Source organism: Streptomyces sp. NBC_00425, assembly GCF_036030735.1.
Lineage (GTDB): Bacteria > Actinomycetota > Actinomycetes > Streptomycetales > Streptomycetaceae > Streptomyces.
Genome location: NZ_CP107928.1, coordinates 1,372,950 through 1,387,436 on the forward strand (window position 1 = coordinate 1,372,950; position 14,487 = coordinate 1,387,436).

Here is a 14,487-nt window from a genome sequence, read left to right on the forward strand (position 1 = left end):
GCCGTCCACGCCCGGCCCGTCGAGCCGTGTCCGGGTGGTCGGGCGGTCGGGCGGTCCGGTCGTCGAACCCGGCCGTCGGCGCGGGCTCACGGCCGGTCCAGGGTACGCAACGCGCCCCGGACGCGACGACGTGCACCGCGCACGAGCGTTCCTCCGGGCGGGAGTTGGGGTGCGTTCGTGGCGTGCGGCCGACTTCCGGCCGGCTTCCGGCCGGCGCCTTCGTGGTTAGGCTGGCGCGATGACCACCGCCTGGACCGTCCGGTCCGTCGCCCGGGACGCGACCTCGCACCCGCCGCTGCGTCCGCTGCCGTCGGAGGCGGTGCGGCTCCTGGAGGAGGTCGGCGCCCCGCCCCGGCTGGTGGCGCACCTCAGAGCGGTCCACGACGTCGCCGCCCAGCTCGTCGAACGGCTCGCCCGGAGCTGCCCGCGACTGCCCGTGGACCGGGAGGCGGTGCTGTTCGGTGCGGCCACGCACGACATCGGCAAGGCGCTGCACCCCGGTGAGCTGTCCGGCCCCGGCGCGCGGCACGAGGAGGCTGGACGGGAGCTGCTGCTCGCGCACGGGGTGCCCGCCGAGCGGGCGCGGTTCGCCGCGACCCACGCCTCCTGGGCGGCCCAGGGCATCACGGTGGAGGATCTGCTGGTGAGCCTGGCCGACAAGGTGTGGAAGAACAAGCGGGCCACGGATCTGGAGGATCTGGTCGTGGCGGAGCTGGCGCGGGCGGCCGGCCGTCCGGCGTGGCAGGAATTCCTCGATCTGGACGACTTCCTCACGTCCGTCGGGGAGGGCGCGGACCTGCGGCTGGCCTGGCAGGCGATGCATCCGGTCCACGGATGAGGCGGCGCACCGTTGCGGCTGCGCAAGGCGGAGCGGGAGAAGCGGTGAGCGCGGGGGGAAGCGGTGAGAAGCGGGTCGACGCGGCTCCCGTACGGCCGTTCACAGGGGACCTGACGGCGGGCCGTACGGGAGCGGGCGGGCACCGCATCAGTGCGCGGACGGCGTCCAGTGCGGGTCGCGGCCGAGGAAGGCCAGGAGCGCTTCTGCCGGGCCGTGGTCCGGTGCGGGCTCCCTGGCCGGGGCGAAGACCTGGTAGGCGTCGCGCAGGTGGTCCACGAGCCGGTCGGCCGCCGGCCTGATGCCCTCGGCCGTGTCCACCGGCAGCGGGCGGTCCTGACCGGTGGCGACGGCGATGTCCCAGGCGTGCACGGCGGCGTCCATCGCGGCGGCTCCGACGGCGATCCGCAGAGGCAGCGGGCCGAGCGGGGTCGGCGCCTCCTCGGTGTCCGCGGGCAGCGCCGCGTAGGCCTCGGCGACCATGACCAGGACCTTGTCCAGCTCGGCCGCCGGGTCGCCGTCGAGGGCGTCGGCCGGGTGGAAGGGGTCGCTGTCGGGCCGGCCGCCGGTGAGGGCCAGACCGTAGCCCTGCTGGTCGATGCGGGCGTGGTTGAGCACCTGTCGTGCCGTCCATCCGGCGCACGGGGTCGGGCTGCCCCACTGTCCGTCCCCGACGCCCGCGACCACCTCGCGCAGGTAGGCGTGCGCCTGTGCGAGGACCTCGGTTCCGACCGTGCCGACCCTGTCCGTCATGCGTCTTCCCCTCGTCTCCCGCGTCCGGCGTTCCCCCGGCCGCTGAGAACAATCTAGGCACACTTGCGGACAGCCATCGTCCTGAATGGACGTTGATCGATCAGACTGTCCCGTCGGAGATCCCGGCCGCCGACGTGGCCTCACGCGCGGCGTGCGACGCGAGGTGGTGCGGAGACGTTCGAGGCAGCGGGGGAAGGGAAGGGACTCAAGGATGCAGGAAGTACGTGAACGAGCGGCGCCGCTGGTGCGGCTGGTACAGCGCCACCGGGACCCCGTCGTCGTCCAGGCTCTGCGGTCGGCCGCCGCGGCCACCCTCGCGTATGTCATCGCGCTGCGCCTGAGCCCCGAGGCGCTGCCGCTCACCGCGCCGCTGACCGCGCTGCTGGTCGTGCAGGTCACCCTCTACGCGACGCTGACGAACGGCATCCGCCGGGTGAACGCGGTCGTGGCCGGAGTCCTCGTGGCCATCGCCTTCAGTCTTCTGGTGGGTCTGACCTGGTGGAGCCTGGGGCTGCTGATCGTGGCCTCACTGGCCGTGGGGCATCTGGTGCGGGTCGACGAGTACGTGCCCGAGGTGGCGATCAGCGCCATGCTGGTGCTCGGCGTGACCACCGTCGGGGACACGGCGTGGTCGCGGGTGGTGGAGACCCTGATCGGCGCGTTCGTAGGGCTCGGCTGCAACCTGCTGCTACCGCCTCCGGTGTGGGTGGAGGAGGCCGGCGAGTCGATCGAGGGGCTGGCCCGCCGGCTGCGGCAGCTGATGCTGCGCATCGGCGACGAGGCCGCCGGCCGCACCCCCTACGAACGGGCGGCCGAACGGCTGCACGAGGCACGCCGGCTGGACCACGACATCGTCGAGGTGGACGCGGCGCTGCGGCAGGCGGAGGACAGCCTGCGGCTCAACCCCCGCGTGCGGGAGGGTCTGCTGCACCGGGTGGTGCTGCGCACCGGCCTGGACACGCTGGAGATCTGCACGGTCGTGCTGCGGGTGCTCGCCCGCACCTTCACCGACCTGGCCAAGCAGCGGGAGCCGCAGCCGCTGTTCCCGGCCGGGACGGGAGAGGTCGTCGAGCGGCTGCTGTCGGAGATGGCCGACGCGGTGGTCAGCTTCGCGGTGCTGGTGACCACGCAGGTCAGCCAGAACGCGGACGCCGCCGAGTCCCGGCTCACCGCCGAGCTGCGGCAGGCCGCGGCGACCCGGGACAAGCTCGCCCAGCTCCTGCTCGAACAGCTCCAGCACGACGCCCGCCAGTGGCAGCTGCACGGCGCGGTGCTCACCGAGGTCGACCGCATCATCGACGAGCTCCACACCGAACACCGCACCCAGCGCCTGCTGGAGGAGCTGGACCGCAACAGCCGGGAGCAGCGTGAGCGCCGTCCGTGGCTGCACCGGCTGAGGCAGCGGCTGCGCGGTGGGTTCCGGCCGCGGCGGAACCGGAGCACCACCGCACGTCGTTCCCACTGACGTGCACGACGACGAGGGGAGCCCACGGATGACCGACACGACCGTACGGATCGACGGGGACATGCTGCGGCTGCCGGGCGGGGTGGCGGTGCGGTTCATGCGGACCCTGCGGCTGCCGGAGCAGGGCACCCACGACCTGCCGCCCGGCCTCGGCGTGTTCCCGGTGCGGCGCGTCCGCGACCACGCCGGCACCGTGCCCGCCGAGTGGCTCGCGCGCGGGGGCGTGATGCTGCCCATGTACCTGCGCGAGGCGATGTGGCTGAGCTTCGCGTCGTCCTCGGAGCCGGCCGCGCTGCAGGTGGGGGCGGGCAAGGTGTGCGCGGTCTCCGGCAGGCCGTGGAGCGAACGGCTCTCCCGGGACCCGCAGAACTACGTGGCGCTCCCCCGCCAGCCCTGGCTGGACGGCATCAACTCCGGCAGCGGTACGGTGCGCCAGTTCGTCGCGGTGCCGCTGGGCCTGGGCGCGACCGTGGAGGGCCAGGTCACCGGCGAGGAGGTGTGGGGCGGGGTGCAGCTGCAGTCGTTCCCGCTGGAGGAGCGTCGGCGCGCCGAGTGGCTGGAGGCCGAGCGCCGCCGCCGCATCCCGCTGACGCAGGACCTGATCGGCGGGGTGTTCGGCAGCCTGCCGCCCGCGGCCCCTGTGGCGGGCGCGGCGCCTCGTCCGGGCGGCGCGCCGCGGGCCCGGGCGGCCGCCGCGATGGGCCTGGGGGTGGGCGGTTCGATGCGCCAGGAGGTCTACCGGGACGAGCGTCCGCTCGCGCACTACACGACGGAACCCGCCGCCCGGGTCTTCGTGCATCTGGTGACGCCGCCGGAGTGGCGCCGCATCACCGGCGAGGAGCCACCGCCGTCGCCGGTCGACCGCGCCGCGTACACCAAGGCGGGACTGCCATGGTTCGACTACTACGACGACGACGCGCAGGACGTCGCCCCGAGCGACACCCTGGGCACGGTGCGGCCGGTCGGCGAATGGATCGGCGACGACCTGGACCCGTGGGAGCCGCCCGCCGCCGGCCAGGTGCAGCACCTGAAGGACCCGCCGGGCAGCCCGGTGGAGGACGGCGACTGGTAGTCCCGGTCCGTCGGCCCGGCCGCGCCGCGCTTTTGCGTTCGACGGCGGTCCGGGTCAAGGTGGCTGTCACGGCGAAGGCGTACGACGAGGACAGGTGCGGGCATGGGCGGCGGGACGGGCGCGGCGCGCGGGGGGTCTCCCCGCTCCGGCGAGACCTACGGCGGCCGAGGCTGGAGCAGGCGCCGTTTCGTCGGCGCGCTCGGCGGCGCGGCGGCGGCGTCGGCCCTGGCAGGCTGCGCGGGTGAGGGGGACGGCGGCGCCGATCCGGCGTCCGCGCGGGAGGTCCCGCAGGCCGCGCCGCCCGGGCAGTCGTCGTCGACCGCCGCTCCCGCGACCACGCCGGGGTCCACGCCGGACGCCTCCGGTCCCCGCCCCCTCTACCTGGGCACCTACACCTCCGCCGAGGGCGGCGGGAAGGGCATCGGCGTCGCCTCCTACGACCCCGCCTCCGGGCGGATCACCGGCGGCGGCACGATCACCGGTGTCCCTGACCCGTCGTACCTCGCGGTGCATCCGGACGGCCGCACGCTGTACGCGGTGAACGAACGCGAGCGCGGCGCGGTGACCGCCGTACGGCTCGCCGACCGGACGGTCCTGGGCGGCAGGGCCACCGGCGGGGCGCACACCTGCCATGTGTCGGTCCATCCGAGTGGCCGGTGGCTGCTGAGCGCCGACTACGGTTCGGGGAGTGTGGCCGTGCACCCGATCGCCGCCTCGGGGGCGCTCGGTGAGCGCACGGACAGTGTCACGCACCGCCGGCCGGCGCCCCGCAGCGGTCAACAGGGCCCGCATGCGCACCAGTTCGTCACCGCCCCGGACGGTGGCCATGTCATCTCCGTCGACTTCGGCACGGACACGGTGTACAGCTACCGCCTGGACGAGAAGGCGGGCACGCTAACCGAGGTGGCGCAGGCTCACACCCGGGCGGGGGCCGGTCCGCGCCACCTCGCGTTCCACCCGGGCGGCCGGTACGCGTACCTGGCGAACGAGGCCGACGACACCCTCGCGGTCTGCGCCTACGACGCGTCGAGCGGACGGCTGACGATCGGCAGGCCGCAGTCCACGGGCGCGAAGGCGGACGCCAACTACCCGGCGCAGCCGGCCCTGACGCCGGACGGCCGGTTCGTCTTCCTCGCCAACCGCGGTGACAACAGCCTCGCACGCTACGCCGTGGAGCAGGACGGGGCCCGGCTGCGCCTGCTCGGCACGGTGCCGGTGGAGGGGGACTTCCCGCGCCAGATCGCCCTGTCACCGGACGGCGGCCTGCTGTTCGCCGCCAACCAGCGCTCCGGCACGGTCAGCGTCTTCCGGGTGGACGCGGGAGGTGGACTGCGGCTCGCCGGCGAGCCGTTCGCGTCACCCGTCGCCGTCTGCGCGCTGCCGCTGTAGGACGGCGCGGGGGCAGGACGCGGCGGCCGCCCGGGTGAGCAGCACGTGCATGCGCTCGGTGAGCTGGGAGACGTCGTCGGCCGGCGCGTGGAAGGGCAGGCGTACGTCGCCGTGGGCGCGGGCGCGTTCAATGCGCAGCGTCAGTCCGTGCCGGTCGACGGCGAGCGGCTGGACGCGGACGGCGCCGTGCAGGCTGTCGGACCGGACGAGCCGGGTCAGCCGCTCCACGGCGTCGGGGTGGGCGTCGGCGAGATGCGTGAGCAGGTGGGCCTCGGCGGCGGCGAGCGGGTCGGGGGCGGCTGCGGCGAACTCGGCGAGGTCGACGACCACGGCGCCGGTGCTCTCCTTCAGCACGACGCGCGTCGCGTGGAAGGCGAGGCCGCCGTCCTCGTGGGCGAACCAGCCGGCCAGCCAGAGCCGGGCGCGGATCCGGGCGCGCACCGGGACGGGTGCGACGTCGGCGAACTCCAGCACCGCGGACGGTTCGCCGCGGGGTGCGCAGATCGCGGCCGTGCGCAGCGCGCTGTCCTCGGGCGCCCGCAGGCTCACCCGGCCGTCGTCGTCGACGGCGTGCACGCCGACGAACTCCTCGCGTCCGCCGTCCGCGGTCACCGTGCAGGACCACGAGGCCGCGAGCACCGAGCGGGCGCGCTCGGCTGCGGCTGGCACGGCCGGCCAGCTCTGGTCGTCACCCATCCCGAACCCTCCTAAGGTAAGGCTTACCTAACCTATAGGAGATCCGCGCCTGCGCCAACACCGCGGCCGCACCCTTCGCGTCGCCAGGGGCGGATCAGGCCGCCGGCGCGATGACTCCCAGCAGCGCCCGTGCGCACAGGTCCCGCACCTGCTCCCGCGACAGATCCGCGCCCCGCAGCCACTCCAGACAGACCGCCGTGGTGAACGCCAGCCAGCCGCGCACCGCCAGCCGCACCTCGGGGCGCTCCTCGAACACCGGGCCGAATTCGGGGTCGACGCCCAGGGCGGCCAGGATCTGGCGCTCCTGCGCCGCCAGCGCCCGCCGGTAGACCGTGCGCACGCTGCGGTCACCGGCCGCGTCCGCCCGGTGGAAGGCGCGGTAGCCGTGCGCGTGGGTCTCCACGTACTCCAGGTACGCGTCGAGGCCGGCGGTCAGCTGCTCGCGGACCGGGACGCCGGGGACGGCCGCCGTCATGCGCAGCATCCGCTCGCTCTCGCACTCGACGACCGCCGCGAAGAAGTCCCGCTTGGTGGGGAAGTAGTGGTACAGCAGCCCGCGGGAGACACCCGCGATCTCGGCCACCTGCTCGATCCACACCTCGTCGTAGGGGCTCTCCGAGAACAGCCGCGCGCCCACCGACAGAAGCTGTTCCCTGCGCTCCCCGGTGCTGAGTCGGCGCCGCGTGCGCCCGCCCTGGTTCGCGGCCATCCCCGCACTTTACTTGACGTCCGCTCGACGGCGGGACCAGACTGAGGCGCGTTATTGAACTCACGTACAACATGGTCAACCTGCCGGTGCATCAAGGGAGATCGCGTCATGGCGGAGACGGGGACGACGGGTCCGAGGGGCACGACGGGAGCGGCGGCGGCCGGGGCGGTGCCGGACGCCCTGCCGAAAGGGTTCCGCGGCGCGGAGCTCGGATGGCCCGAACTGCACCGCATTCCGCACCCGCCGCACCGGCTCCCCCTGCTGGGCGACATCCTGGGCGCGAGCAGGCACACCCCCGTACAGGACTCCCTGCGCTACGCCGGCCGGCTCGGGCCGATCTTCCGGCGCAAGGCGTTCAACCGGGAGTTCGTCTTCGTGTGGGGCGCCGAGCTGGCCGCCGACATGGCCGACGAGCAGCGGTTCGCCAAACACGTGGGACTCGGCATCGCCAACCTGCGGCCCGTCGTCGGGGACGCCCTGTTCACGGCGTACAACCACGAGCCCAACTGGCAGCTGGCGCACGACGTCCTCGCCCCGGGGTTCAGCCGGGAGGCCATGGCGGCCTACCACCCGATGATGCTGGACGTGGCCGAACGGCTCACCGGCCACTGGGACCGGGAGCTGGCCGCGGGCCGGGCGGTGGACGTGCCCGGCGACATGACCAAGCTGACCCTGGAGACGATCGCGCGCACCGGCTTCGGGCACGACTTCGGCTCCTTCGAGCGCGACCGGCCGCACCCGTTCGTCACCGCGATGGTCGGAACCCTCAGCTACGCCCAGCGTCTCAACACCGTGCCGTCCCCCGCGCTGATGCGGCGGGCCGCACGCCGCAACCGGGCCGACATCGCCTACCTCGACCGCACGGTCGACGCCCTGGTGCGGGCCCGCCGCGCAGAGGGCGGCAAGGACGGCGACCTGCTCGACCGGATGCTCGACACCGCCCACCCCGAGACGGGCGAGCGCCTGTCGGACGAGAACGTCCGGCGACAGGTCATCACCTTCCTGGTCGCCGGACACGAGACGACGTCGGGCGCGCTCTCCTTCGCCCTGCACTACCTCTCCCGCAACCCCCGCATCGCGGCCCGCGCCCGCGCCGAGGTGGACCGGGTGTGGGGCGACACGGCCGTGCCCGCATACGAGCAGGTGGCGAAGTTGCGCTACGTCCGCCGGGTCCTGGACGAGGCCCTGCGGCTGTGGCCGACGGCGCCCGCGTTCGCGCGCGAGGCCCGGCAGGACACGGTCCTGGGCGGGGAGCACCCGGTGCGGCGGGGTGGCTGGGCACTGGTGCTCACGGGCATGCTGCACCGGGATCCCGCGGTGTGGGGTCCGGACGTCGAGCGGTTCGACCCGGACCGCTTCGACGCCCAGGCCGTCCGCGCACGGGCCCCGCACACCTTCAAGCCGTTCGGGACGGGCGCGCGGGCCTGCATCGGACGCCAGTTCGCGCTGCACGAGGCCGCGCTGGTCCTCGGGCTGCTGCTGCGCCGCTATGAGCTGCGGCCGGACCCGGCGTACCGACTGCGGGTCGTGGAACGGCTCACCCTGATGCCGGAGGGGCTGCGGCTGCATCTGGAGCGGCGGACACCGACGCCGTCCACGAGGCCGGATGCCTCGTCGGACACGCCGGCGGACGAGGAGGGCGGCGCGGACTCCGGCTCCGGCCGGGAGTCCTCCTCAGAGGGACGTTGTCCAGTGCACCGGACGGTCGAGTGACCCCGGCACCCGGGTGCCCGCGCTTCCCCTGGCCGCGTTCAGCTGGGGCTGGGTGAGGAAGAAGGCGCCGGTGAGGTCGGCGTCCGTCAGATCGGCGTCGCGCAGGTCGGCGCCGATCATGTCCGCCCGGCGCAGATCGGCGCCGGTCAGGTCCGCCGCTATGAGCAAGGCGCCGCGCAGGTTCGCCCCGTGCAGGTCGGCGCCCTTGAGGCGGGCCCCCACCAGGTCGGCGCCCCGGCGCTCCTTGCGGCGTCCGTCGACGTCGGCCCGGACCAGCTCACTGGTCCTGCGCAGCAGCACGTCGACGTCCCTCCGGTGCGCCCCGACGTCGAGCGCGACCAGCTCTGCCGGAGGCAGCAGGGTCAGTTCCTCGGTTCTCGCAAGCGACCGGCGCAGGGCGGCGTGGACCGGGCGGGCCGCGGGCAGGCCCAGGGCCTCCGCGAGATACCACAGGAGTTCGTGGAGCTGCCGCACGACCGGGAACACCTCGTTCATCCGGCGGGCCTCGGCCGGCGAAGCGCTGCTCCGGTCCCGGCCGCCGAAGGTGACCTGCGAGACCTTCTGCCCGGCGCCGAAGCAGTCGTAGACCGTGCAGCCGGTGAAGCCCTTCTCCCGCAGCCGCGCGTGGATGCCGCAGCGGTGGTCCTCGCCCAGGTTCGGGCAGGGTGTGCCGGCCGGCTTGTCGATCGCGAAGTCGGCCGAGCGGGCGAAGGGCAGGGCCACACAGCACAGGCCGAAGCAGTTCGCACAGTCGCCGCGCAGCGCGGTCGGGTCCACCGTCTCCTCTTGCATCCGTCCACCCTACTGACCTGCGGCCATGCTCCGCGCACCCGTTCTCCCGGCACACCGGTCCCGCCGGCACTCACCGTCCGGGGCGACCTCCCGCTACCGGCCGAACAGCTCGAACGCCACGGCCGGCCGGCCGCCGAACCGCTCCCCCACGGAGTTCGCCGCCCCGGTCAGAAACCCCCGGGCGTACGTCTCGGGCTCCTCGTCGGTCAACGCCTCGATGTAGGCACGGTGCTCGAGCAGCGAGCCGACGGCACGCTCCAGCCCCGCCGACGCGTCGGCCGCGTGGGTGGGCGTCGCGGAACCGGCCACGGCGACCCAGCGCACCCCGTTCCAGGGCTGGAGGCCCTGCTCGACGAGTTCCGGGAAGATCCACCGGTTGCCGGCGTCCCCGGCCGCGTCGAGGGTGGCGCGGCCGACGGCGACGTGGTCCGGGGTGTTCCAGGCGACGCCGCCCCAGGTGTCACGGTGGTTGAGCGTGATCACGAGCTCCGGGCGGTGCCGGCGGATCGCGGCGGCGATGTCGCGGCGCAGGGCGGGGCCGTACTCGACGACGCCGTCCCGGTGGTCGAGGAACTCGACCGTCGAGACGCCCACCACGGCCGCGCTCGCCCGCTGCTCCCGCTCGCGCAGCGGGCCGCACTCGGCGGGCGCGAGGGTGTCGATGCCGGCCTCGCCGCGGGTCGCCAGCACATAGGCGACCTCACGGCCGGCGTCGGTCCAGGCGGCGATCGCCGCCGAGCATCCGTATTCGAGGTCGTCCGGATGCGCCACCACGGCCAGGGCGCGCTCCCAGTCCTCGGGCATGGGCTGGAGCTGAGGGATCGTCGGCTCGGTCATGTCCGCAGACTAGTGCGTGACAGCGGCGTCACGCTTCGTCACGGGCGAGGGCGAGCAGCCGGTCGAGGACACGCGGGCCGCCGGCCCGGACGCCGTCGTGCTCGAACTCGTCGGTGACCCAGGTGCGCAGGCCCCGGATCGATCGCGCGGTGCGCAGCGAGTGGGCGGTGTCGACGTACAGGTCGTCGTGGTAGACCGCGGCCGCGACCGGGACCTCGTTGACGGCCAGGCGGGCCGGGTCGTACAGGGACGTCCAGTCGGTGCGGGCGGCGAGGAGTCCGGCGGTCTCGCGCAGCGGGCGCAGCGCAGGGTCGGCGTCGAACATCCAGGGGTGGATCGTCTCGCCGGTGAGCAGCAGCGGGCCGTCGCCGGTGAGCGTCTTGGCGGCGTCGAACTGCGGGAACTCGGCGCGCACCCGCTCGGCGGACCACGCGGTGGGGCGGGCGTCCTGTCCGTAGATCGCTTCGTGGAGGAGGGCGTAGAGCGGGTGTCCGGCGAAGGAGAGCCGGCCCTGCATCTCCTCCTGGAAGGCGTCGGAGAGCGCGGGGCCCTGCAGGGTGGGCACGAAGGCGTCTTCGAGGAGGTGGTGCAGACGGTGACTGCCCTCGCCGCCGCCGAGGAGGATGCCGACGGTCTGGAAGGCCTCGACGGTGAGCCGGTAGCCGCTGGGGAGGGTCACTTCGTGGTGCAGCAGGTGGTCGGCGACGCGGCGCGCGCGTTCGACGTCCTGCGGGTAACGGGCGTAGTGCGCGGCGACCTTGCGCTCCATGCGCGGGTAGGCGGCGCGGTAGACGTCGTCGGCGTGGGCGTCCAGCGCGGGCAGACCGCCGGCGATCAGGGCGGCGGCCAGGCCCTCCGGTGCGATGGAGAGGTAGGTGACCGTGCAGAAGCCCCCGAAACTCTGGCCGAGCACCGTCCACGGGGTGCCGCCGGTGACCTCGCGGCGGATCAGCTCGCAGTCCCGGACGATGGAGTCGGCGCGGAAGTGCGCGAGGTAGGCGGCCTGTTCGGCCGGGCCGCCGCGCAGCGGGAGCGTCTGGCGGTTGGCCGGGGTGGAGTGGCCGGTCCCGCGCTGGTCGAGGAGGAGGACGCGGTACTCCTCCAGTGCGCGGCCGAGCCAGGCAGGCCGGCCGACGAAGCGGTGGGCGCCGAATCCGGGTCCGCCCTGGAGGTAGAGCAGCCACGGCAGGTCCTGGCCGGCCTTGTCGCTCGCGACGACCTCACGGGCGTACAGCGAGATCGTCTCCCCCGTCGGGTCGGCGTGGTCGAGGGGGACGGTGAAGCGGCGGTCGGTGAGTACGACGCCGGGCTGGCGGTAGCTGAGGGACAACAGGGGTCTCCTGGGACGCTCGATGTACGGGCCGCGTCCCACTTCAGCACATCGGCGGCCGGCGCCGAAGCCCGGGGATCACCCGCCGGCCACTGAACGGCGGCTCAGCACGGACCCGGGCGCCGAAGCCCGGCAGGCGGCCACGACGCAATCGGCGCCCTGCGCGGAGCGGACCATCGGCACCGGCGGGACGGAGCCGAGGGCACGGGCGGGCCGCGCGGCGGAGGCGGGCCACCCGGCGGGGTCGGCCGCGGTGGCCGGTCAGCGGGCCGACAGGCTCGACCGGCGGACCACCAGTTCCGGCTGGAGCACCACGCGGCGGTGTTCGTGCTCCCGCCTCACGCCCTCGTCTCCCTCCTCGGTCTCCTCCAGCAGCATCTCGGCGGCCAGGGCGCCCATGGTGACGGCGGGCTGCCGGACGGAGGTGAGGGGGACCGCCGCCGCGGCCGCGAACTCGATGTCGTCGTAGCCGACGATGGCGAGGTCGTCGGGGACGCCCACGCCTGCCGCGTACATGGCCTGCAGCACGCCGAGCGCGAGCAGGTCGTTGGCGCAGAACACGGCGGTCGGGCGGTCGGCCAGGCCCAGCAGACGGGCTCCCGCGTCACGGCCGGCGGCGACGTCGAGCCGCTCGGTGGGCAGTTCGCGCAGCCGCTCCGGGCCGAGGCCCGCCTCGGCGAGCGCGGCCAGCGCGCCGGTGCGGCGGTCGCGGACCTGGGTGAAGCCCGGCGGGCCGCTGACATAGGCGATGGAGCGGTGGCCGGCGTCGATCAGGTGCCGTACCGCGAGCGCGCCGCCCGCCACGTCGTCCACCGACACGGAGCACTCGGCGGTGCCCTCGGAGACCCGGTCGACGAGGACGAAGGGGATGCCGTGCCGGCGGAAGGACTCGATGTTGCGGCCGGTCGCGTCCGCCGGGGTGAGCAGCACTCCGCGCACCCGCTGCTCGGCGAAGAGCGACAGGTACTCGGCCTCCTCGCCCGCGCTCTCGGCGCTGTTGCAGACCATGACGCCGAGTCCGGCGTCCCGGGCGGCCCGCTCGGCGCCCCGGGCGACGTCCACGAAGAACGGGTTGCCCATGTCGAGGACGAGCAGCCCCATGATCCGGCTGCGTCCGGCGCGCAGTTGGCGGGCCGACTCGCTGCGGACGTATCCGAGACGATCTATCGCCGAGAGCACCCGGGCCCGGGTCTCCGTGGCGACGGTGTCCGGGCGGTTGATGACGTTGGAGACCGTGCCGACGGAGACTCCGGCGGCACGGGCGACGTCCTTGATACCCACCGACTGGGCCATCAGGCGTGAACCTCCAGGTGAACGGGGCACGGCGGGACGGCCTTCACATTACCGTCATGCCGCCGGGCCCCTGGCCGAGCCGGTGCGCCGGTCATGCGGGCAGCGTGAAGTCGATGACGTGGAGCGCCGACGGGGTCGTCCCGCTCGACTTCTCCTGGTACATGAACGACAGCGTGTTGTCGGCCTTGACCCGCATCTCGTCGATGACGACCTCGCCGAAGGCGTTGAGGCCGCTGCCGTCGAAGAGGATCTTCCAGTCGGTGTACCCGGAGGCCTTCGAGGCGCCGGCGATCCTGCCGAACGGGAAGATCGCGTACGCGTTGTCGTACTTGTCCAGGATGAGCTTGGTGCGCTGGCTGGAGCCGAGGACGACCGGGATCTCCGTCTTCTGCCAGCTGCCGGAGGCGTTCTTGCGCAGATGGAAGGCGCGACCGTTGGCGGTGCGGTCGCCGACGTAGTTCGTGGTGCACTGGCCGAAGCGGCCGGGGACGTAGCTGATGATCGCGTGCGGCCGGCCCGCGGAGTCGGTGGCCTGGCTCTCCTGGTTCATCAGCGAGTGGTCGGGGTTGAGCGCGTCCACGACGAGCCCGCCGTCCGTGACCGCCACCTTGTCCGAGCCGCCGGTGACGCCGACGACCGTGCCCGCGTTGTTGCGCCAGGTCCGGCCGCGGTCGTCGGAGTAGACGTAGCCGGTGTCGTGGTTGGTGATGCCGCCGCCGGAGCACATCACGGCGCCGTTCTGCTCGCGCCAGGTGAACAACGAGTGCAGCCGGCCGTTGACGTCGTAGTCGATGCCGTGCAGGTACATGTTGCGGGCCGTGCTGGAGCCGTGCTCGCTGGTGTAGGTGCCGGTGGAGCCGGACCACTCGCCGAGGTTCTGCCACGTCGAACCGTCGTACTCGGCGAGCGCGTTGCGGCCGTTGCCGGATATGGCGACCCGGTAGCTGAGCTGGAGCCTGCCCTCGGGGGTGGAGACGAACTGCGGGTAGGTGAACTGGGAGGTGAGCGCGAGTCCGTCGAGGGTGGTCTGGACGGCGCCGAACACGGCCGACGTCCAGGGCGTGGTCGCCGGGTCGTCCAGGAGTCCGGCCACCGACTTGACGTAGAAGAAGCCGTCGCTGTGGGAGTCCATGTTGAGGTGGAGCCGGCCGTCGACCCTGGAGACGCCCATGGAGATGACGTTGTGCGAGTCGCTGGACTTGAGCTGGTGCGCCAGCGTGACCGTGGACCAGGTGGCAGCGCCCAGGACCCGGCGGGCGACGACCGCGTTCCGGGTGGAGGTGTACCAGGTGGCGTACTGGTAGCCCTTGTAGGTCAGCAGGCCGTTCTTCTGAAACGAGTTGTTGTTGACCAGGCCGTCGTAGGACACGAAGAACACGGCCTGGGCGTCGAGTTGCGTGGTCGTCCTCCTGGTGACCGAGGGGCCGGGGTCGGCGGCGCGAGCGGTGCCGGCGACCGGCAGGGGAGAGGCTGCGGCGCTGAGGAGGGCGCCGGCCAGCAGGGTGCGTCGTCTCATCTCGGGGGACTCCGTTGTCGTGCGAGAGCAGGGGACGGGGTGGCGGGACAGGGGGTGGGGGTGGGGGGTGTCGGCAGTCTTCGGGAG

General features: G+C 73.7%; 13 protein-coding genes. 5 read left to right on the top strand and 8 right to left on the bottom strand.

Annotation, left to right across the window (positions count from 1 at the left end):
- The first annotated feature begins 238 nt into the window (after positions 1-238).
- Complete coding sequence (locus tag OHS82_RS05965) at positions 239-838, top strand: HD domain-containing protein (protein ID WP_057577534.1); 600 nt, start codon at positions 239-241, stop codon at positions 836-838.
- A gap of 147 nt (positions 839-985) precedes the next feature.
- Here the strand turns inward: OHS82_RS05965 and OHS82_RS05970 are convergent, their stop codons facing one another.
- Positions 986-1,588, bottom strand: coding sequence for a TIGR03086 family metal-binding protein (locus tag OHS82_RS05970; protein WP_057577536.1), 603 nt, complete (start codon positions 1,586-1,588; stop codon positions 986-988).
- 211 nt (positions 1,589-1,799) lie between these two features.
- On the opposite strand from OHS82_RS05970, the gene OHS82_RS05975 reads away from it, so the two are divergent.
- From OHS82_RS05975 to OHS82_RS05985, 3 genes are all read left to right on the top strand, one after another.
- Complete coding sequence (locus OHS82_RS05975) at positions 1,800-3,053, top strand: FUSC family protein (protein ID WP_057577538.1); 1,254 nt, start codon at positions 1,800-1,802, stop codon at positions 3,051-3,053.
- A 28-nt stretch (positions 3,054-3,081) separates the two neighbouring features.
- Entirely contained in the window at positions 3,082-4,125 is a 1,044-nt protein-coding gene (locus tag OHS82_RS05980; RefSeq protein ID WP_328433426.1) for a hypothetical protein, read from the top strand.
- Between the two features lie 102 nt (positions 4,126-4,227).
- Entirely contained in the window at positions 4,228-5,514 is a 1,287-nt protein-coding gene (locus OHS82_RS05985; RefSeq protein ID WP_057577540.1) for a lactonase family protein, read from the top strand.
- On the opposite strand, the gene OHS82_RS05990 is transcribed toward OHS82_RS05985, so the two are convergent.
- Together OHS82_RS05990 and OHS82_RS05995 are read right to left on the bottom strand one after the other, a co-directional pair.
- The gene (locus OHS82_RS05990; protein WP_328433427.1) at positions 5,482-6,210 is read right to left on the bottom strand and encodes a DUF2470 domain-containing protein; all 729 of its coding nucleotides are present in this window, start codon (positions 6,208-6,210) and stop codon (positions 5,482-5,484) included. The genes OHS82_RS05985 and OHS82_RS05990 overlap by 33 nt on opposite strands.
- Before the next feature lie 94 nt (positions 6,211-6,304).
- Positions 6,305-6,919 (bottom strand): TetR/AcrR family transcriptional regulator, encoded by a 615-nt coding sequence (locus OHS82_RS05995; RefSeq protein WP_057577543.1) that lies wholly within the window; start codon positions 6,917-6,919, stop codon positions 6,305-6,307.
- A 108-nt stretch (positions 6,920-7,027) separates the two neighbouring features.
- Here OHS82_RS05995 and OHS82_RS06000 point away from each other — a divergent pair, with 108 nt between their 5' ends.
- Positions 7,028-8,632: a cytochrome P450 gene (locus OHS82_RS06000; RefSeq protein WP_328433428.1), complete on the top strand. Its 1,605-nt coding sequence runs from the start codon at positions 7,028-7,030 to the stop codon at positions 8,630-8,632.
- On the opposite strand, the gene OHS82_RS06005 is transcribed toward OHS82_RS06000, so the two are convergent.
- From OHS82_RS06005 to OHS82_RS06025, 5 genes are all read right to left on the bottom strand, one after another.
- Positions 8,594-9,424, bottom strand: a complete 831-nt coding sequence (locus OHS82_RS06005; protein WP_328433429.1) for a pentapeptide repeat-containing protein — start codon at positions 9,422-9,424, stop codon at positions 8,594-8,596. The genes OHS82_RS06000 and OHS82_RS06005 overlap by 39 nt on opposite strands.
- A gap of 93 nt (positions 9,425-9,517) precedes the next feature.
- Positions 9,518-10,261, bottom strand: coding sequence for a PIG-L deacetylase family protein (locus OHS82_RS06010; RefSeq protein ID WP_057577548.1), 744 nt, complete (start codon positions 10,259-10,261; stop codon positions 9,518-9,520).
- Positions 10,262-10,289: 28 nt separating this feature from the next.
- Positions 10,290-11,591 carry an alpha/beta fold hydrolase gene (locus OHS82_RS06015; RefSeq protein ID WP_328433430.1) on the bottom strand — a complete coding sequence of 434 codons (1,302 nt, stop codon included), beginning with the start codon at positions 11,589-11,591 and terminating at the stop codon, positions 10,290-10,292.
- Between the two features lie 261 nt (positions 11,592-11,852).
- Complete coding sequence (locus OHS82_RS06020; protein ID WP_057577552.1) at positions 11,853-12,884, bottom strand: LacI family DNA-binding transcriptional regulator; 1,032 nt, start codon at positions 12,882-12,884, stop codon at positions 11,853-11,855.
- A gap of 91 nt (positions 12,885-12,975) precedes the next feature.
- The gene (locus OHS82_RS06025; RefSeq protein ID WP_057577553.1) at positions 12,976-14,400 is read right to left on the bottom strand and encodes a BNR repeat-containing protein; all 1,425 of its coding nucleotides are present in this window, start codon (positions 14,398-14,400) and stop codon (positions 12,976-12,978) included.
- Positions 14,401-14,487: the final 87 nt, after the last annotated feature.

What these genes read in the sequence shown, in the direction of transcription:
- OHS82_RS05995 (WP_057577543.1), bottom strand. Translation starts at nt 6,919, where the DNA reads ATGGCCGCGAACCAGGGCGGGCGCACGCGGCGCCGACTCAGCACCGGG.
- OHS82_RS06005 (WP_328433429.1), bottom strand. Translation starts at nt 9,424, where the DNA reads ATGCAAGAGGAGACGGTGGACCCGACCGCGCTGCGCGGCGACTGTGCG.
- OHS82_RS05965 (WP_057577534.1), top strand. Translation starts at nt 239, where the DNA reads ATGACCACCGCCTGGACCGTCCGGTCCGTCGCCCGGGACGCGACCTCG.
- OHS82_RS06020 (WP_057577552.1), bottom strand. Translation starts at nt 12,884, where the DNA reads ATGGCCCAGTCGGTGGGTATCAAGGACGTCGCCCGTGCCGCCGGAGTC.
- OHS82_RS06000 (WP_328433428.1), top strand. Translation starts at nt 7,028, where the DNA reads ATGGCGGAGACGGGGACGACGGGTCCGAGGGGCACGACGGGAGCGGCG.
- OHS82_RS06010 (WP_057577548.1), bottom strand. Translation starts at nt 10,261, where the DNA reads ATGACCGAGCCGACGATCCCTCAGCTCCAGCCCATGCCCGAGGACTGG.
- OHS82_RS05980 (WP_328433426.1), top strand. Translation starts at nt 3,082, where the DNA reads ATGACCGACACGACCGTACGGATCGACGGGGACATGCTGCGGCTGCCG.
- OHS82_RS05970 (WP_057577536.1), bottom strand. Translation starts at nt 1,588, where the DNA reads ATGACGGACAGGGTCGGCACGGTCGGAACCGAGGTCCTCGCACAGGCG.
- OHS82_RS05985 (WP_057577540.1), top strand. Translation starts at nt 4,228, where the DNA reads ATGGGCGGCGGGACGGGCGCGGCGCGCGGGGGGTCTCCCCGCTCCGGC.
- OHS82_RS05975 (WP_057577538.1), top strand. Translation starts at nt 1,800, where the DNA reads ATGCAGGAAGTACGTGAACGAGCGGCGCCGCTGGTGCGGCTGGTACAG.
- OHS82_RS05990 (WP_328433427.1), bottom strand. Translation starts at nt 6,210, where the DNA reads ATGGGTGACGACCAGAGCTGGCCGGCCGTGCCAGCCGCAGCCGAGCGC.
- OHS82_RS06025 (WP_057577553.1), bottom strand. Translation starts at nt 14,400, where the DNA reads ATGAGACGACGCACCCTGCTGGCCGGCGCCCTCCTCAGCGCCGCAGCC.